The sequence below is a fragment of the Allofournierella sp. genome, from assembly GCF_017889395.1.
GTDB lineage: Bacteria > Bacillota > Clostridia > Oscillospirales > Ruminococcaceae > Allofournierella.
In genome coordinates this window covers 1-17843 of record NZ_JAGHKE010000018.1, presented here as the reverse complement: position 1 = coordinate 17843, position 17843 = coordinate 1, and the positions used below count along the sequence as shown (strand labels likewise).

The following is a 17843-nucleotide window of genomic DNA, read 5'->3' as shown; positions in this document are numbered from 1 at the left end:
AATTTTGCAAGGGTTACAAAGATTTGATTTGACGGGATCGGGTAACGCATACTATAATAGTTAACATAGGGCGTGGGACTTTGCCCTGCGCCCTGTTTTTTGCAGAAACTCTGCAGAACAGAAAGGAAGTGAACCCTGTGTTCCCGTCGACTATGACGCAGACAGATCCCGCAGCGCCGGAGACCCTTCTCATCGTGGACGATGACGAGCTGAACCGGGCGATTCTGGAGAATATATTTGCCGGGCAGTACCGCATCGAGCAGGCGGAAAACGGCCGTCAGGGGCTGGAGGCCATTCTGGCGGACCCGGGGCGGCTGTGTGCCGTGCTGCTGGATGTGATGATGCCCGAAATGAACGGGCTGGAAGTGCTGCGTGAGCTGCATGCCCGCGGCCTTACCGAGCAGGTGCCGGTGTTTATGATCACCGCCGAGACCGGCGACGAGATGATGAAGGAAGCCTATGCCCTGGGCGTGATGGACGTGATCGGCAAGCCGGTGGTGCCCTATCTGGTGCAGCGCCGGGTGGGCAGCGTGGTGGAATTGTTCCGCGCCCGCCGGCGGCTGGGCAGCGTGGTGGAGCGCCAGAAGGATGAGCTGCTGGCCCAGGCGGGCCGGATCATCGAGCTGGGCCACGGCATGATCGCCTCGCTGGCGGCGGCCATCGAGTTCCGCAGCGGCGAGTCCGGCGATCATGTGCGCCGGCTGCAGCACATCACCCGGGAGCTGCTCACCCACACCGAGATGGGTGCGGGGATGAGCCAGCAGACCGTGGAGGACATCGCCCTGGCGGCGGTGATGCACGATGTGGGCAAGATCGCCATCCCGGATGCCATCCTGAACAAGCCCGGCCGCCTCACGGCCGAGGAGTTTGAGGTGATGAAGACCCACACGATCCAGGGCGCAAAGCTGCTGGAGAATATCCCCCAGATGCGGGACCACAGCGCCTACGAATATGCCATCGATATTGCGCTCCACCACCACGAGCGGTGGGACGGCCGGGGCTATCCCCACGGCCTTGTGGGGGACGAGATCTCGGTGGGCGCGCAGATCGTGTCGCTGGCGGATGTGTACGATGCATTGGTCAGCCCCCGGGTGTACAAGGCGGCCTTTTCCCACGAAAAGGCACTGGAGATGATTCTGAACGGGGAGTGCGGCACGTTCTCGCCCCGGCTGCTGGAATGCTTCCGGCAGGTGCATCCCCAGATCCGTGCACTGTATGAAACGAAGGAGGAAGGCTGAGATGAACCCACAGAGCCAGGCAATTCTGGAGCAGGGCGGCGTGGATGTGAACGGCGCCCTGGGCCGTTTCATGGGCAGCGAGGCCCTGCTGGAGCGCTTTTTGAAGCGCTTTTTGCAGGATGAGACCCTGAACGCGCTGCAAACAGCGCTGGACGCGGGCGACACCGAAGCCGCCGCTGCTGCCGCCCATTCCCTGAAGGGGACCAGCGGCAACCTGTCGCTGAATATTCTGTTTGAGCGCTCCACCGCCCAGCTGGGCCAGCTGCGGGCCGGGGACCTGGAAGGGGCCCGGCAGGCCATGGCCGGAGTGACCGAGGCCTGCGCCAACGCGGTGGAGGCCATCCGCGCTGTCTACGGTGAGGGCTGAGCTGCCCAAAAAACAAAAAAGAAGAATCGCCCGCCCGGCATGTTCTCTTTTCAGAGAATGCCGGGCGGGCGATTTGTTTTTGGATTCAGAGGAGGCTCACAGGATGGTCTGGCCGTTCACCACCAGCCGGAAGCTAAGACCCAGCTTGTCCGCCGCCTTGCGGCAGAGCAGCATCCGGTCCATAAAAATCTCGAAGTAGTCGATCACCGGCGAGATGGCGGTGTCGATGGTCAGCTCCAGCAGCACCGCGCCGTCGTCGGTGAGGGTGGTGGAGGCCTTTTCCACCGCGTAGTTCACCCGGTCGTGGATGTCGAACTGGGCCGGGTCCTTGGTGCGCACCCGGCTGCGGCGCACATCGGTCTTGTCGGCCAGGATCAGCGCCGCTGCCACCGGGTTCACCGGGTAGGCGGTGGCCTCATCGTGGTTGCCGATGGCCGAGCACACGGTGGCGATCTCGTCCGCCTCCATGCCCAGATTGTCCAGAATGCGGAAGGCCATCACCGCGCCGGACTGGGCGTGGTCGATCCGGTTGATCACGTTGCCGATGTCGTGCATATAGCCGGCGATCCAGGCCAGCTGGCAGGTGCGCTGGGAATAGCCCAGATGGGTCAGGATCTTTTCGGCAAAATGGGCCACACGGGCCACGTGGGCGGTGCTGTGCTCGGTATAGCCCATGGCGGCGAGGGTGTCGTCCGCCCGGCGGATGTAGGTTTGAATCTGTTTGTTTTCCTTGATGTGATGCGGGGTGATGATCATAAAATAAAATCCTCCCAATGGATTTCGATGAATCAGAGAATCCATTTTATTATACCGCGTTTTCTGCAAAGAAAGCAAAAAATGCAGGTAAAACCTTTGTTAGGCCGGGCCCGGCGGGACCCTCTTGCCATTTCCGACAAGTTGTTATAAAATAAACGGAAATGCGGCCCGGACCTGCCGGAGCCGCACAGAGGGAGGAAGAATATCGTGAATCAAGTGGCAGAATTTCTGAAACGAAAAAACATTGTGATCTCGGCCCGGCGCTACGGGGTGGATGCCCTGGGCGCCATGGCACAGGGCCTGTTCTGTTCGCTGCTCATCGGCACCATTCTGGACACGCTGGGCAAGCAGCTGGGCGTGGAGCTGCTGAGCACCATCGGCGGCTACGCCAGTGCCATGAGCGGCCCGGCCATGGCGGCGGCCATCGGCTACGCGCTGCAGTGCCCGCCGCTGGTGCTGTTTTCGCTGATCGCGGTGGGCAACGCGGCCAACGGCCTGGGCGGTGCGGGCGGCCCGCTGGCGGTGCTCATCATCGCCATCATCGCCGCCGAGTGCGGCAAGGCGGTCTCCAAGGAGACCAAGGTGGACCTGCTGGTCACCCCGCTGGTGACCATTCTGGTGGGCGTGGCTCTCTCCGCCGCCATTGCACCGGCCATCGGTGCAGCGGCCAGTTCGGTGGGTCAGCTCATCATGTGGGCCACCGAGCTGCAGCCCCTTCTCATGGGCATTGTGGTGTCGGTGGTGATCGGCATCGCCCTCACTTTGCCCATCTCCTCGGCGGCCATCTGCGCGGCGCTGTCCCTCACCGGGCTGGCGGGCGGCGCGGCGGTGGCCGGCTGCTGCGCCAACATGGTGGGCTTTGCGGTGATGTCCTTTAAGGAAAACGGCTGGGGCGGCCTGGTCAGTCAGGGCATCGGCACCTCCATGCTGCAGATGGGCAACATTGTGAAGAACCCCCGCATCTGGCTGCCGCCCATCCTCACCAGCGCCATCACCGGCCCGCTGGCCACCTGCGTGTTCCGGCTGGAGATGAACGGTGCTGCCGTGTCCTCCGGCATGGGCACCTGCGGTCTGGTGGGTCAGATCGGCGTGTACACCGGCTGGGTCAACGATGTGGCCAGCGGAGCCAAGGCGGCCATCACCCCCTTCGACTGGCTGGGGCTGATCCTCATCTCCTTTGTGCTGCCCGCGGTGCTGTGCTGGGCCATCGGTCAGCTCTTCCGCCGCATGGGCTGGATTCGGGAAGGAGATCTGAAGCTGAGCTGAGCCGCCTTCGGTTGCTCCGCCGCCCGGGAACCGATATAATAAAGGAAGAAATATTGCAAAGGAGCGGAGCAACATGGAGCTGGTGCAGCGTCAGGAACAAAAACAGGTTTTGAGCCAGAGCCAGCGGCAGTCGCTGGAGATTTTGCAGATGCCGATGCTGGAGCTGCAGGAGTTTTTGCAGGAGAAAGCGCTGGAAAACCCGCTGCTGGAGCTGGAGCTTCCGGAAGAGGTATATCTGCCGGACCCGGCGGAGCCCACCGCCGAGGAGAACGGCGGCGAGGCGGACCGGTGGGAGGCCACCGGCAGCGAGAGCGCCGCGGTGTGGGACCTGCCCGCCGGAGAGGGTCTGGGTGAATGGAGCCGGGGCGGCGACGGCGAATGGGACCGGATGGCCACGCTGGCCGACCCGGCGGACCGGGGCGAGAGCCTGGCCCAGGCACTGCACGAGCAGCTGCTGCACCTGCCCGGCCTGACCGACGAGCTGCGCCGCCTGGCGGATTATCTGGCGGAATGCCTGAACGAAAACGGCTTTCTGGAGTTCTCGCTGGAGGACCTGGCCGCTGACCGGGGCGTGAGCGTGTTTGAGATGGAGCAGGCGCTGTATGTATTGCAGAGCCTGCAGCCCGCGGGCGTGGCGGCGCGCACTCTGCCCGAGTGTCTGGTGCTGCAGCTGGCCCAGACAAAGGATTTCAACGAGCACACGGTGCGGCTGGTGCGCCAGGGGCTGGAGCTGCTGGCCAAAAACAACATGACCGCCATCGCCCGGCTGCTGGAGTGCACCCCGGCCCAGGCGCAGGCGGCGGCAAAGGCGGTGAGGGCGCTGAACCCCCGCCCGGCCCAGGGCTACGGTGCGGGACCGCTGGTCTATCAGATCCCGGAGGCGGTGTTCCGCCGGGAGAACGGCCAGGTGGTCATTGAGCTGGAACGGCGGCTGGCCCCCCGGCTGCAATTGAACGAACAGAACTGCAGCCTGCTGCAGCAAAGCGGCACCCCCAAGGCCAAGAGTTATTTAAAGGACCGGCGCGCCGAGGCCCAGCAGCTGCTGCGGGCGGTGGCCGAGCGGGAAAGCACCCTGGTGCGGCTGCTGCGCCAGCTGGCCCAGGACCAGCAGGACTTCTTTTTGCGGGGCGGGCCGCTCAAGCCCATGACCCTGACCCAGATGGCCCGGAGCCTGGGGCTGAGCCTTTCCACCGTGAGCCGTGCGGTGCAGGGCAAGACCCTGCAGTTCGAGGGCAAGAGCCTGCCGCTGAAACGCTTCTTCTCCGCCGGTGTGTCGGTGGAGGGCGGTCAGGTGAGCAGCGAGAGCATCAAGCGCCAGCTGCTGCGCTTTGTGCAGGTGGAGGACCCGGCGAAGCCCCTGTCCGACGAGGCGCTGCGGGCGGCGCTGGAGGCGGTGAACCTGCCGGTGGCCCGGCGCACCGTGGCCAAATACCGGGAGGAGCTGGGCATTCCCAGCTCGTCGGCCCGGCGGCGGGTGGAGTAAGGCGCATAATTCCCCCTTTTCTGCGGCATACTGATGCCAGAAGCCCGGAACATCGGGCCGTTCAGAAAAGGAGAGATGCGCCATGAACCTGACCAAAAAGGAGCAGAGCCTTTTGAAGGACCTGCAAAACGAGGAAAAGACCTGCGCCGAGAAGTACCACAAGGCTGCCGAGGCTGCCTGTGACCCGGCGCTCCGGCAGATGTTCGCCCGGCTGGAGAAGGCCGAGCAGAACCACTACGATACCGTGACAAGCATGCTGGCGGGCGAGACCCCCACGTTGAAGCCGGGCCAGAGCCAGAACGCCAAAAAGCCCGAGCCCCAGCGTGCGCAGGTGAGCCGGGCCGAGAAGAAGAGCGACGCCTACCTGCTGGCGGATGTGCTGGCCACCGAGAAGTTCGTTTCCGGGGTGTACAACACCGCGGTGTTTGAATTTTCCGACCCGGCGGCCCGCAGCGCGCTGACCGCCATCCAGCAGCAGGAGCAGCAGCACGGCAAGGAGATCGCCGACTACATGACCGCCAACGGTCTGTATTGCTGAAAATAAGGCAAGGGCCGTTCCCGAATTTTCGGGAACGGCCCTTGCCTTTTATTTGGGAAAAGAAGAAGGAAATTTCGCGGATTTTCCACCGGGCAGCGCCCGCGGTGTGGAAAACCGAAAAAGAAAAAAGCAAAAGATTCAGTCAAACAGAGGAAAATCAGTCCAGCCCGTTCAGGTACTCCTCCAGGTATTTGCTGGCGGTGGCACCGTCGGCCACCGCGGTGACCACCTGGCGCAGGGGCTTGGTGCGCACATCGCCGATGGCGAACACGCCCGGCTGGCTGGTGCGGCAGCTCTCGTCCGCCACAATGTAGCCCTGGCGGTCCAGCTCCAGCTGGTCCTTCACCAGCCAGGTGTTGGGCTGGCGGCCGATGGCCACGAACAGGCCGTTCACCGGCAGCGGGCTCTCCTCGCCGGTCTGGGTGTCGGTGAGGGTCAGGCCGGTGAGGGTGCCGTCCACCTCAAAGCCGGTGACCTGCTTGTTCCACAGAAATTCGATGTTCTCGGCCTTCTCCAGCGGCTTTAAATAGCTGCGGGTTGCGCTGAGGGTATCGCGCCGGTGGATGAGGTACACCTTTTTGCAGAGCTTGGAAAGGGTGAGCGCGTCTTCAGCGGCAGAGTTGCCGCCGCCGGCCACCGCCACGGTCTTGCCCCGGTAGAAGCCGCCGTCGCAGGTGGCGCAGTAGGCCACGCCCCGGCCGCGCAGGCCGTCCTCCCCGGGCAGGCCCAGGGGGCGGGGGTCCGCGCCGGTGGCGAAGATCACTGCCTTCGCCCGCAGCTCGCCCTCGGTGGTGGTCAGGTGCTTTTCGGCCCCTTCCAGCTGCACCGCGGTCACCTGAGCATACAAGGTCTCGCTGCCGAATTTCTCCGCCTGCTGCTGCATGGTCATGGCCAGCTCAAAGCCGTCCACGCTCTCCACGAAGCCGGGGTAGTTTTCAATGGCGTTGGTGGTGGCCATCTGGCCGCCGGGGCTGAGCATCTCCACCACCAGGGTGGAATAGCCCGCCCGCACCGCGTACAGCGCGGCGGAATATCCGGCGGGGCCGCCGCCCACGATCACAACGTCCCACAGTTTTTCCATCATGGCTCACACCTCCTGACCGGCCAGCCACTCCTTGATCTGAGCGGCGGTGGAAGGGGCCACCAGAGCCGGGCCGTGGCTGCCGCCCCGGAACACCAGCAGGGTGGGGATGGTATCTACTTTAAAACGCTCGGCCAGCGCGGGCTCCTCGTCGATGTTCACGGCGGCGATGGGCAGCATGCCCTCGTCGGCGCTCATGCGCTGCAGCACCGGGGCCAGGCGGCGGCAGTAGCCGCACCAGGGGGCGGTGAACTCCACCAGCACTGGGGCAGCAGATTCGATCACGGTTTTTTCAAAATCCTGGGTGGTAACAGAAAACATTGCCATAAAAACGACCTCCTTAAAGGTTCGGGATACATTCGATTGGTTTCTTCACTCTTATCCTAGCACGAAAATAGGTAAAACTCTGTAACAAAGTCATAGAACCTCTTTTCGCCGGGCGCGGGGATATGATATAGTTATAGTCAGAAAGCAGGGCGTTCATGCCCGGAGCGAAAAAGCGAAACGCGGGGTGGAGAAGATGAAGCTGCTGGTATCGGCGTGCCTTTTGGGCTGCGCCTGCCGGTATGACGGGGCCGCAAAGCAGAACCGGCCCCTTGTGGACTGGCTCAAAAGCCACGACTGCACCCCGGTGCCGGTCTGCCCGGAGATCTACGGAGGTCTGCCCACCCCCCGCGCCCCCGCCGAGCGGCAGGGCAGCCGGGTGGTGAGCCGGGACGGGCAGGATGTGACCGCCCAGTACGAAAAGGGCGCGGCCGAGGCGCTGGCCCTTGCCCGGCTCACCGGGTGTCAGGCGGCGGTGCTCAAGGCCCGCAGCCCCTCCTGCGGGTGCGGGACGATTTACGACGGCAGCTTTACCGGTACGCTGGTGCCGGGCAACGGGGTGGCCGCCGATCTGCTTTTGAAAAACGGCCTGCCGGTGTTCAGCGAGAAAACGCTGGACCGGCTGGACCAGTGGGCGCAAAGCCGACACAGCGAATAAAAAGGAGAGAACACAATGGAACTGTTGAACGACGTGCTGCACCTGATCGTGGAGGGCGCCATCCTGCTGTTTGAGTTCATGGGCGTGGCGGTGCTGATTGCCGCCGGCATTCGGGGCATCTGGAACTATCTGCGCCGGGACCCCCTGACCCGGCTCAAGCTGGCCAAGGGCATGGCCATGGGCCTGGAGTTCAAGCTGGGCAGCGAGATTCTGCGTACCGTGGTGGTGCGCCAGATGAGCGAGATTCTGATCGTGGGCGCGATCATCGTGCTGCGGGCCGCGCTGACCTTCCTGATCCACTGGGAGATCAAGAACGAGGAGGCCGAGGTGGAGGCCAAGCTGGAGCACCACGAATAAGTGTTTTTGCGGGGTTTTTATGCCCCGCAAATTTTTTTAAAATTTTTTTCAAAAAGGTGTTGACACCCGGCCCAAAATTAAGTATACTAATCAAGCACCCAACGAACAGGGGCCCTGAACACAACGGGGTGTAGCGCAGCTGGTAGCGCGCCTGCTTTGGGAGCAGGATGCCGTGGGTTCGAATCCCGCCACTCCGACCATTATATAAGCGGCTTTAGCTCATCTGGTAGAGCGCCACCTTGCCAAGGTGGAGGTAGCGAGTTCGAGCCTCGTAAGCCGCTCCATTTTTTTGTCTGGAAGTTTAGCTCAGCTGGGAGAGCATCTGCCTTACAAGCAGAGGGTCACAGGTTCGAGCCCTGTAACTTCCACCAAAAAACGCCTCTGTAGCTCAGTTGGTAGAGCAGGGGACTGAAAATCCCCGTGTCATTGGTTCGATTCCGATCGGAGGCACCACAAAGACCTGTCTTACACACTAAGGCGGGTCTTTTTTTGTGCGCGTGGGGGGCTTTTCTCTCGACAAGGCCCTGCCGCTTTGCTAAAATTAAGGCAGCACCTCATAATTCACGCCTAACGGCTCAGGCGGCGTATCCCGCCAAAATTTTCCGTGCTATTTTCCAAAAATGCTCGTCAATCCACCAAGGATTGGCTGCGCTTTTTGGTTCATATCACGAAAAATTTTCTGGCGTGCTCCACCACCTGGAATTATGCGGTATTGCCTTAAGATGAGAACGAATGCCCTTGACCGGGGCCTTGCTCCGGAGAAAACGGAAAGGAGACTGTGAGGCATGTTTACCGCACAGCAATATGTGAAGGCCGCCACGCTGGAAGAGGCCTGGCAGCTGAACCAGAAGCGCAGCACCACCCTGCTGGCCGGGGGCTGCTGGCTGCGCCTGACCCGCCGCCGGGTGGGTACCCTTGTGGACCTGAGCGGACTGGGGCTGGATACCATTGAAGAGACCGAAGGCGAGTTTTCGCTGGGGGCCATGGTCACCCTGCGCCAGCTGGAGACCAGCCAGGCGCTGAACGGGGCCTTCGGGGGCCTGTTCAAGGAGATGACCCGCCACATCGTGGGCGTGCAGTTCCGCAACTGCGCCACCCTGGGCGGCAGCATCGCGGCCCGGTTCGGCTTCTCCGACCTGCTCTGCGCCCTGCTGGCGCTGGACTGCGAGGTGGAGCTGTTCAAGGCCGGACGCATGCCGCTGGAGCAGTACGCCAAGCTGCCCGCCGACCGGGATATCCTGGTGCGCATTCACGTGAAGAAGAACGGCCGCCGCCCGGTTTACCGGACCATGCGCAACGCCGAGACCGATCTGCCGGTGCTGGCAGTTGCCGCATCCGAGAAGGACGGCCAGGTCCGCGTGGTGGTGGGCGCACGTCCCGCCCGGGCCGAAGTGGTGAACGCGCCTCTGGCTCTTTCGGCGGACAAGGCCGCGCTGGAGGCCTTCCAGGCTGCTATGCAGAGCCAGCTGACCTTCGCGGGCAACATGCGCGGCAGTGAGGAATATCGCCGCCATCTGGCAAACGTTTTGACCGGCCGCTGCCTTGCGGCCTTACAGGAGGGCTGATCCATGCAGGTGACCATTCAATTGAACGGCAGACCCTATACCGCCGAAGCCGCGCCGGACACCCAGCTGCTGCATTTTCTGCGGGACGCGGGCTGCAAATCCGTGAAGTGCGGCTGCGAGACCTCCGGCTGCGGCCTGTGCACCGTCCACATGGACGGCAAGCCGGTGCTGTCCTGCAGCGTGCTGGCCGGCCAGGCAGATGGCCACACCGTGACCACCCTGGAGGGCCTGCAGAAGGAGGCCGAGGAGTTCGGCGGCTTTCTGGCAGATCAGGGCGGCGAGCAGTGCGGCTTCTGCAGCCCCGGCTTCATTATGAGCGTGCTGGCCATGGGCCGCGAGCTGGGCGCTGACGCCACCGACGAGGAGATCCGGGAGTATCTGGAGGGCAACCTTTGCCGCTGCACCGGCTACCAGAGCCAGCTGCGGGCCATTCGCGCCTGGCTGGCCGCAAAGGAGGGCAAAGCAGAATGAAATACGTGAATCAGGCCATCCGCAAGGTGGACGCTATGAGCCTTGTGACCGGCAAGCCGGTCTACACCGGCGACATGGTCCCCGCCAACACCCTGATGGTGAAGATGCTGCGCAGCCCCCACGCCCACGCGCTGATCGAGGAGATCGACACCGCCGCCGCCCTGAAAGTGCCCGGCGTTGTGGCCGTCTTTACCTATAAAGATGTACCCCAGAGCCGCTTCACCACCGCGGGCCAGACCTACCCGGAGCCCAGCCCCTACGACCGGCTGATCCTGGACCGCCGCCTGCGCTGCGTGGGCGACCCGGTGGCTCTGGTGGCCGCCGAGACCGAGGCTGCCGCCGCCAAGGCCGCGGGACTCATTAAAGTAAAATACCAGGTGCTGGAGCCCCTGCTGGACTTCACCCAGGCCAAGGACAACCCGATTCTGGTGCATCCTGAAGAGGACTTCAAGGCCCTGTGCCCCGTGGGCGCGGACAACAAGCGCAACCTGTGCAGCACCGACTGCATGGAAAACGGCGACGTGGAGGCCGAGCTGGCCACCTGCCCGGTGGTCATCGAGCGGACCTTCTACACCAAGGCCAACAACCAGGCCATGATGGAGCCCTTCGTCACCTTCAGCTATCTGGATGAGTACGGCCGGCTCACGCTGGTCTCCTCCACCCAGGTGCCCTTCCATGTGCGGCGCATTTTGTCCAACGCGCTGGAGATGAGCAAGGCCAACATCCGGGTCATCAAGCCCCGCATCGGCGGCGGCTTCGGCGCCAAGCAGAGCGCCGTGAGCGAGGTGTACCCCGCTTTTGTTACCATGAAGACCGGCCGCCCCGCCTGCCTGTGCTTCACCCGTCAGGAGAGCCAGGCCAACGGCTCCCCCCGCCACCAGATGCGCGTCACCGTGCGCATCGGCGCGGATGAGGACGGCACCATCCGGGCGCTGGATGTGAAAGCGCTGTCCAACGCGGGCGCTTACGGCGAGCACGGCCCCACCACCGTGGGTCTGGTGGGCACCAAGTCCATCTCCCTGTACGGCAGCCTGAAGGCTGCCCGCTTCAGCAGCGAGGTTGTTTACTCCAACACCATGGGCGCGGGTGCCTACCGCGGCTACGGCGCGACCCAGGGCATCTTCGCGGTGGAGAGCACCGTGAACGAGTTGGCCGCCCAGCTGGGCATGGACCCCTGCGCCATCCGGGAAAAGAACATGGTCCGTCTGGGCCAGAAGTTCGCCATGTACTATGGTGAGGACTGCACCAGCTGCACTCTGGACAAGTGCATGGAGACCGCCAAGAAGATGATGGACTGGGACAACAAGGCCCCCCGCCGGGTGCTGGAAAACGGCCACATCCGTGCCGTGGGCGTGGCCATGGCCATGCAGGGCAGCGGCATCTCCGGCGTGGACATCGGCAGCGTGGAGATCCGCCTGAACGACGACGGCTTCTACACCCTGCTGGTGGGCTGCACCGATATGGGCACCGGCTGTGACACCATCCTCACCCAGATGGCCGCCGACTGCCTGGACTGCCCCATGGAGAACATCTCGGTGCGCGGCGTGGACACCGACCAGAGCCCCTACGACTGCGGCTCCTACGCCTCCTCCACCACCTACGTGACCGGCATGGCCGTGGTGAAGGCCTGCGCCCAGCTGCGGGAGAAGATTCTGGCCCAGGGCGCGAAGATGCTGGATGTGCCCGCCGACACCGCCGAGTTCGACGGGGGGCGGGTCTTCGTGCCCGGCACCGACAGGGAAGTGAGCCTGTCTGCCATCGGTTACGCCAGCTTTGAGGGCCACGCCCGGTGCATCTCCGCCTGCGAGAGCCATTCTTCCCCCGTATCGCCCCCGCCCATGATGGTGGGCATGGCCGAGATCGACCTGGACCCCGAGACCGGCAAGATCCAGCTGGTGGACTACGTGGCCGCCGTGGACTGCGGCACCGTGGTGAACAAGAATCTGGCCCGGGTGCAGACCGAGGGCGGCATCGTGCAGGGCATCGGCATGGCCCTGTATGAGGACATCCAGTACACCAAGGCAGGCCGGATGATGAACGACTCCTTCCTGCAGTACCGGATTCCCACCCGTCTGGAGGCGGGCACCATCCGGGTGGAGTTTGAGTCCAGCTACGAGCCCAGCGGCCCCTTCGGCGCCAAGAGCATCGGCGAGCTGGTCATCAACACCCCCGCCCCGGCGATTCTGGGCGCGATCCAGAACGCCACCGGCGTTGCCTTCCACACCCTGCCGGTAAAGGCGGAGGACGTGGTCATGGCACTGCGGAATAAGGCCGAATAAATCCGGAACGATACCAAGCGGCCGGAACCCCCGAACAGGAGGCCCCGGCCGCTTTTTTGCTTTTGTCGGAAAACCCCGAAGAAACACGAAGGAAAGTTCGTCCTCCGCGCGGGTGCCTGGGCTTTTATAATAAAGGAAAGGGGGCGGAGGAAGGATGTACCGGTTTGCGGTGTGCGATGATGACTTCTTTTACCGGCGGCAGCTGGCCCGGATGCTGCGCAGCTTCGCCCCCTGGCAGAAGAGCGGCTGCCGGGTGGATTGCTTTTCCGATGCCGAGCGGCTGCTGGCCGAGTGCGAGGGCTGCCGCTACGACGCGGTGTTCCTGGATGTGCAGATGCCCCGGATGAACGGGTTGGAAGCGGCCCGGCGGCTGCGGGCCCGCTGGCCGGAGCTGCCGGTGATTCTGGTGTCGGCCTTCTGTGAATTTGCGCCGGAGGGCTACGAGCTGCGCGTCTACCGGTACCTGCGCAAGGACCGGCTGGACCAGTGCCTGGGCCCCTGTCTCGAGGACCTGCTGGCCCAGCAGCTGGCCCCCTGCACCCTGGAGCTGCCGGTGGACGGGGAGATATGCCAGGTGAATCTGGTGCGAGTGGAATCCCTGCGGCTGGACGGTCATACGGTGGAATTCCATTTTGTGGACAACACCCCGCCGCTGCCCTGCCGCATGAGCCTGGCCCGGCTGGAGACGCTGCTGGCAGGCCGGCCCTTTCTGCGCACCCAGCGGGGCTTTCTGGTAAATCTGCATCAGGTGCAGCGGCTGCGCCGGTACGAGTTCATTCTGCGCAGCGGCCGGCGGGTGCCGGTGGGCGAGCGCCGCTACGGCCAGGTGAGGCAGGAATATCTGGAATGGCAGGCCCGCTTTGAGGAGTGGTCCGCCCGGCTCTGAATCTTTATATAGAAAAAGCGCACCCCCGCTGGCCTGCTGTGGCCCGGCGGGGGTGCGGTTTTTTGATTGGGATTATTGGATGAGAGGAATCTGATACAGCCGGTAGCTGGTCTCGCTGTCGCCTGCCAGCACAAAGACGAAGCAGTCGCCCTCCACAAGGCCGCTGGCCAGCACATCCGACCGGGTGCGGCCCTCGCCCTCGGCGGCGAGGATCTCATCCAGCTGGTCCAGCGCCGCGTCCAGGCCCTCCGCCTCCTGGGCGGGCAGAGCTTTGGCGGGCAGAGCCGCTTCGGGGGAAGGGGCCTCCACGGTGGTGTAGGCGGGTGCGGCGGCTGTATCCTGCGGGGCTTCGGCCATGGCGGCTTCCGGTGCGGCGGCCAGCGCAAAGGGTACGGCACCATTGGCTGTGGCGGCGCTGCTTTCCGGCATCTGGCGGGTGGCAGCGCGGGGGCTGGCCTGGTCCGCCGCGGTGGCTCCGCCCGAGATGGGAGTCAGGCTGCGGGCCGCGGCCGGGATCACCAGCAGGCAGACGGCGGCGGCCGCCGCCAGCGGAATGGCACGGCGGAAGGGAATAGTCCGGCGGGGGCGGGCAGCCTTTTGGGCTGCGGCCTGTGCCTGCATCTTTTCCAGGGTGGCTTGCTTCCAGCGCTGGCCGGCGGTCACTTTGTCCATGGCGCTTTTGTAATCCTGAGAGTCGGGCATGGTCAAAATTCTCCTTTCAGCGTGTCTTTCAGAAGGGCCCGCCCGCGGGAAAGCTGGCTGAGCACGGTGTTCTGCTTTAAATCCAGCAGCGCCGCGATCTCGGCGGTGGAATAGCCCTCGATGTAATGCAGATAGATCACCTGCCGGTATTTCATGGGCAGGGCGGCCACCGCGTCCAGCACGGTGTTCTCTGCGGGGGTGAAAGGGGTGGACAGGTGCTCGTCCAGCGGGGCGCTGCGGCGCACCCAGGCGCTGCGGAAATGGCTCTTGCACCGGTTGATGGTGCAGCGCAGCAGCCAGGCCTTCTGGTGCTCGGCGGAATCAAACTGGGGTGCGTGACGCACCAGATTCAAAAATACTTCCTGGGCAATGTCCTCCGCGTCCTGCGGGTTTTTTACCAGACCGAAGGCGGCCCGGAACACGGTGTTGCCAAACTGCTCCACCGCCGCTTCCGGGGTGAAGGCAGGCATTTGGGCCGTTTCCACGGGACAGGCCCCCCTTTCTCATACAGAATACAAAACAACTGGCCCTATTATTGCATGGAAGACTTGGATTGTAAAGGGAAACGCAAAAAAGTGCCCCCGGGGCATCCACCTGCTTGGGTGAGATGCGCCGGGGGCGCTTTTCGGTATATTTCCTCGGCCCCGGTTGGCCATTGAGGGCCGCCCCGCAAAAACGGGAACGGCCCCCAAGGCAGCCAATCGGAGGGGAAAGCAATAAGAAAGGGACTCAGGACAGCAGCAGCTTGTCGTCCGCCTCGGTGGAGCCGCTGGCCTGGTTGAATTTCTCCAGCAGGTCCTCCACGGTCAGGCGGCGCTTCTCCTCGCCCCGCACGTCCACCACCACGCGCCCGTCGTACAGCATCACCAGCCGGTTGCCGTGGGCGATGGCGTCGCGCATGTTGTGGGTGATCATCAGGGTGGTCAGATTGTCCCGCCGGACGATCTGTTCGGTGGCCGAAAGCACCTTGGCTGCGGTCTTGGGGTCCAGAGCGGCGGTGTGCTCGTCCAGAAGCAGCAGCTGGGGCTTTTTCAGGGTGGCCATCAGCAGGGTCAGCGCCTGGCGCTGGCCGCCGCTGAGCAGGCCCACCTTGCTGGTGAGCCGGTCCTCAAGGCCAAGGTCCAGAATTTTAAGCAGCTCCCGGTACTGCTCCCGCTCGGTTCGGCTGATGCCGGTGCGCAGGCCCCGGCGCAGGCCCCGGCGGGCGGCGAGGGCCAGGTTCTCCTCGATCTGCATGGTGGCGGCGGTGCCCATCATGGGGTCCTGAAAGACCCGGCCGATGTAGGGCGCGCGCTTGTATTCCGGCAGCTTGGTCACATCCACGCCGCCGATGGAGATGCTGCCCTCATCCACCGCGTAGGCACCGGAGATGATGTTCAGCATGGTGGATTTGCCCGCGCCGTTGCCGCCGATCACGGTGACGAAATCGCCGTCGGCCAGCGAGAGGTTCAGCCCCTGCAGCGCCCGCTTTTCGTTCACGGTGCCCGGGTTGAAGGTTTTGTAGATGTTTTTCAGTTCAAGCATGGCTGCCCGCTCCTTTCCCGGTTCGTTTTGCGAAGTACCGGCCCTTCCAGTAGGGCACGGCCAGGAACAGCGCCACGATCAGGGCGGTGATGAGCTTCATGTCGTCGCTCTTGAGACCCAGCAAAATGACCACCTGATACACCAGATAGTAGATCAGCGAGCCGAACACCACGGCCAGCAGTTTGAGAGCGAAGTTGCGGAAGATCTTGGAGAACAGCACCTCGCCGATGATGACCGCCGCCAGGCCGATGACGATGGCGCCGCGGCCGCTCTGCACATCCGCGAAGCCCTGGTACTGGGCCAGCAGCGCGGCGGACAGGGCCACCAGACCGTTGGAGAGCATCAGCCCCAGCACGGTGGTGAAGTTGGTGTTGATGCCCTGGGCGCGGGCCATGTTGGGGTTCGCGCCGGTGGCACGCACCGCGCAGCCCTGCTCGGTGCCGAAGAACCAGTACAGCGCGCCGATGGTGGCGGCGGTGAACAGTGCGCAGACCAGAATGGGGTTGGAGAGCGCTGCTTCCCGCACGTTGCGGGCGCTCACCAGCAGGGGGTATTTGTCCACGCTGATGGGCCGGTTGGACTGGCCCATGATGCGCAGGTTCACGGAATACAGCGCCAGCTGGGTGAGGATGCCGGCCAGAATGGCGGGGATGCCGCAGGCGGTGTGCAAAAGACCGGTGACCAGGCCCGCCGCCATGCCGGACAGGAAGGCGGCCACCAGAGCGGCCCAGGGGTTCCAGCCCCCGGTGACCAGCATGATGAACACCGCGCCGCCGGTGCACATGGTGCCGTCCACCGTCAGGTCGGCCACATCCAGAATCTTATAGGTAATGTAAACGCCGATGGCCATGATGCTCCAGATCAGGCCCTGGGCGACCACGCCCGGCAGGGCGTTCAGAAGTGTGGTGATGAACACGAAAAGCTCCTCCTAAAGCCGGGAAGTGCCCGGCGTATGATGGATCATTCCGCCTCGATGGCGGTGTAGCCCTCAGGGATGGTCACGCCCAGCTGCTCGCAGAGGGCTGCATTGTACATCTTGGTGAAGGTGGGGGCGGACTGTACCTCCATGGTGGTGATGTCCGCTTCGCCGGTGAGGATCTGGGCGGCCATCTCGCCGGTGGTGCGGCCCAGCTCGTAGTAGTCGATGGACAGCGTCGCCACGCCGCAGCCGCTGCAGATGCCCTGCTCGCCCGCCACGATGGGCACCCCGGCGGGCACCGCGATGTTGGCGATCAGCTCGGTGTTGTTGGCGGCGGTGTTATCGGTGGGGATGTAGATCACATCGCTGGCCGCGCAGGCACTGGTGCACACAGCGGACAGGTCGTTGGTGTCCGAGAAGGAATACTCGGTGCAGGTGTAGCCCAGCTCGGTCAGGTATTCGGTGATCACGTTCACCTGGTACTTGGAGTTAGGCTCCGCCGAGCAGTAGAGCAGGCCCACGTTCTTGGCATCCGGGAACAGCTCCTTGATCATGTCGGCCTGACCGTCCAGCGGGGCCAGGTCGGTGGTGCCGCTGATGTTGCGGCCGGAGGAGCCGGTCCAGTCGGTCACATCCAGGGCAGTGGCATAGTCGGTGATGGAGGTGCCCAGAATGGGGATGCTGTCGGTGGCTGCGGCGGCTGCCTGCAGCGGAGTGGTGGCGTTGGCCAGGATCAGGTCCACATCCGAGGACACAAAGCTGTTGATGATGGTAACGCAGTTGGAGTTATCGCCGGAGGCGTTCTCCACGTCGAAGGTGACGGCGTCGCCAAAGGTCTCGGTGAGGGCATCCTGAAAGCCCTGGGTGGCGGAGTCCAGCGCGGGGTGCTGCATCAGCTGGCACACGCCCACCCGGTAGGTTGCGCCCTCGGCGGAGCCGGAGGCAGCGGAAGCGGCGGAAGCAGTGGAACCGGCGGACGAGGTGCCGCCGGAGCCGCAGCCGGCCAGCGTGGCCAGCATGGCGCAGGCCAGAACGCCTGCCATGGTCTTGCGAAGTTTCATGTGTGGTTCCTCCCTGTGAAAAAAGAAGTTCACTTTGTCGCCACAATGAATTGCAGCGGTAAAGTGAGAGGTGCTGGAAAAAGGCCGCTGCCGGCCTTGGCTTTATTCTAGTAAAGTTTTTTGGTTCTGTCAACGGGAAACGGGCAAAAAAGGCAAAAAAGAGGGCGGCAGGGAGCAAAAAGACTGTAAAACAGGCCGGAACAGCGGTTTTTTCTTGTAGAAGCGGGCAAAAAATGCTATACTAAAACAGACTATTTACGCTTGGAGGATGCCCCAATGAGGAAGATCAGCGCCTGCATCGTGAGCTATAACGGAGCCGACGAGGTGATCCGGGCGGTGGAATCGCTGCTGAAATACACGAAGGACTG

General features: G+C 63.6%; 19 protein-coding genes and 4 tRNA genes. 15 read left to right on the top strand and 8 right to left on the bottom strand.

Going from position 1 to position 17843, the window contains the following annotated elements; all coding sequences use genetic code 11:
* Positions 1–137: 137 nt before the first annotated feature.
* Positions 138–1238: an HD domain-containing phosphohydrolase gene (locus J7G73_RS03590; protein WP_343212742.1), complete on the top strand. Its 1101-nt coding sequence runs from the start codon at positions 138–140 to the stop codon at positions 1236–1238.
* A 1-nt stretch (position 1239) separates the two neighbouring features.
* A complete protein-coding gene (locus J7G73_RS03585; RefSeq protein WP_291245262.1) occupies positions 1240–1605 on the top strand; it encodes an Hpt domain-containing protein in 366 nt (121 codons plus the stop codon).
* 96 nt (positions 1606–1701) lie between these two features.
* On the opposite strand, the gene J7G73_RS03580 is transcribed toward J7G73_RS03585, so the two are convergent.
* A complete protein-coding gene (locus J7G73_RS03580) occupies positions 1702–2361 on the bottom strand; it encodes an HD domain-containing protein (RefSeq protein ID WP_247643414.1) in 660 nt (219 codons plus the stop codon).
* A 207-nt stretch (positions 2362–2568) separates the two neighbouring features.
* On the opposite strand from J7G73_RS03580, the gene J7G73_RS03575 reads away from it, so the two are divergent.
* The 3 genes from J7G73_RS03575 (at position 2569) to J7G73_RS03565 (ending at position 5648) form a co-directional block, all read left to right on the top strand.
* Positions 2569–3627, top strand: a complete 1059-nt coding sequence (locus tag J7G73_RS03575) for a PTS transporter subunit IIC (RefSeq protein WP_291245261.1) — start codon at positions 2569–2571, stop codon at positions 3625–3627.
* A 73-nt stretch (positions 3628–3700) separates the two neighbouring features.
* Complete coding sequence (gene rpoN / locus J7G73_RS03570; protein ID WP_291245260.1) at positions 3701–5110, top strand: RNA polymerase factor sigma-54; 1410 nt, start codon at positions 3701–3703, stop codon at positions 5108–5110.
* 82 nt (positions 5111–5192) lie between these two features.
* Positions 5193–5648 carry a spore coat protein gene (locus J7G73_RS03565; protein ID WP_087294170.1) on the top strand — a complete coding sequence of 152 codons (456 nt, stop codon included), beginning with the start codon at positions 5193–5195 and terminating at the stop codon, positions 5646–5648.
* A 157-nt stretch (positions 5649–5805) separates the two neighbouring features.
* Here the strand turns inward: J7G73_RS03565 and trxB are convergent, their stop codons facing one another.
* Together trxB and J7G73_RS03555 are read right to left on the bottom strand one after the other, a co-directional pair.
* Positions 5806–6732, bottom strand: a complete 927-nt coding sequence (gene trxB, locus J7G73_RS03560) for a thioredoxin-disulfide reductase (RefSeq protein ID WP_291245259.1) — start codon at positions 6730–6732, stop codon at positions 5806–5808.
* A 3-nt stretch (positions 6733–6735) separates the two neighbouring features.
* The gene (locus J7G73_RS03555) at positions 6736–7056 is read right to left on the bottom strand and encodes a co-chaperone YbbN (protein WP_247643413.1); all 321 of its coding nucleotides are present in this window, start codon (positions 7054–7056) and stop codon (positions 6736–6738) included.
* A 193-nt stretch (positions 7057–7249) separates the two neighbouring features.
* On the opposite strand from J7G73_RS03555, the gene J7G73_RS03550 reads away from it, so the two are divergent.
* The 10 genes from J7G73_RS03550 to J7G73_RS03505 all read left to right on the top strand — a co-directional run bounded on the left by J7G73_RS03550 (position 7250) and on the right by J7G73_RS03505 (position 13269).
* The gene (locus tag J7G73_RS03550; RefSeq protein WP_291245258.1) at positions 7250–7711 is read left to right on the top strand and encodes a DUF523 domain-containing protein; all 462 of its coding nucleotides are present in this window, start codon (positions 7250–7252) and stop codon (positions 7709–7711) included.
* A 15-nt stretch (positions 7712–7726) separates the two neighbouring features.
* Positions 7727–8068, top strand: coding sequence for a DUF1622 domain-containing protein (locus J7G73_RS03545; protein WP_087294166.1), 342 nt, complete (start codon positions 7727–7729; stop codon positions 8066–8068).
* Between the two features lie 124 nt (positions 8069–8192).
* A tRNA-Pro gene (locus J7G73_RS03540) sits at positions 8193–8268 on the top strand.
* A gap of 8 nt (positions 8269–8276) precedes the next feature.
* A tRNA-Gly gene (locus J7G73_RS03535) sits at positions 8277–8352 on the top strand.
* 11 nt (positions 8353–8363) lie between these two features.
* Positions 8364–8439, top strand: a tRNA-Val gene (locus tag J7G73_RS03530).
* A gap of 6 nt (positions 8440–8445) precedes the next feature.
* Positions 8446–8521: transfer RNA gene (locus tag J7G73_RS03525), tRNA-Phe, on the top strand.
* Between the two features lie 332 nt (positions 8522–8853).
* The gene (locus J7G73_RS03520) at positions 8854–9633 is read left to right on the top strand and encodes an FAD binding domain-containing protein (RefSeq protein ID WP_291245257.1); all 780 of its coding nucleotides are present in this window, start codon (positions 8854–8856) and stop codon (positions 9631–9633) included.
* Between the two features lie 3 nt (positions 9634–9636).
* Positions 9637–10104 carry a (2Fe-2S)-binding protein gene (locus tag J7G73_RS03515; RefSeq protein ID WP_291245256.1) on the top strand — a complete coding sequence of 156 codons (468 nt, stop codon included), beginning with the start codon at positions 9637–9639 and terminating at the stop codon, positions 10102–10104.
* Entirely contained in the window at positions 10101–12383 is a 2283-nt protein-coding gene (locus tag J7G73_RS03510; protein ID WP_291245255.1) for a molybdopterin cofactor-binding domain-containing protein, read from the top strand. The genes J7G73_RS03515 and J7G73_RS03510 overlap by 4 nt, the downstream gene beginning before the upstream one ends.
* A 154-nt stretch (positions 12384–12537) precedes the next feature.
* Entirely contained in the window at positions 12538–13269 is a 732-nt protein-coding gene (locus tag J7G73_RS03505; protein WP_291245254.1) for a LytTR family DNA-binding domain-containing protein, read from the top strand.
* A 72-nt stretch (positions 13270–13341) separates the two neighbouring features.
* Here the strand turns inward: J7G73_RS03505 and J7G73_RS03500 are convergent, their stop codons facing one another.
* From J7G73_RS03500 to J7G73_RS03480, 5 genes are all read right to left on the bottom strand, one after another.
* Positions 13342–13971 (bottom strand): hypothetical protein, encoded by a 630-nt coding sequence (locus tag J7G73_RS03500; protein WP_291245253.1) that lies wholly within the window; start codon positions 13969–13971, stop codon positions 13342–13344.
* Between the two features lie 2 nt (positions 13972–13973).
* Positions 13974–14456, bottom strand: a complete 483-nt coding sequence (locus J7G73_RS03495) for a sigma-70 family RNA polymerase sigma factor (protein WP_291245252.1) — start codon at positions 14454–14456, stop codon at positions 13974–13976.
* A gap of 244 nt (positions 14457–14700) precedes the next feature.
* Positions 14701–15495 (bottom strand): ABC transporter ATP-binding protein, encoded by a 795-nt coding sequence (locus J7G73_RS03490; protein ID WP_291245251.1) that lies wholly within the window; start codon positions 15493–15495, stop codon positions 14701–14703.
* The gene (locus J7G73_RS03485) at positions 15488–16411 is read right to left on the bottom strand and encodes an ABC transporter permease (RefSeq protein ID WP_291245250.1); all 924 of its coding nucleotides are present in this window, start codon (positions 16409–16411) and stop codon (positions 15488–15490) included. Before J7G73_RS03485 ends, J7G73_RS03490 begins: the two co-directional genes overlap by 8 nt.
* 44 nt (positions 16412–16455) lie before the next feature.
* Positions 16456–17475: an ABC transporter substrate-binding protein gene (locus tag J7G73_RS03480; protein WP_291245249.1), complete on the bottom strand. Its 1020-nt coding sequence runs from the start codon at positions 17473–17475 to the stop codon at positions 16456–16458.
* Between the last annotated feature and the right edge of the window lie 368 nt (positions 17476–17843).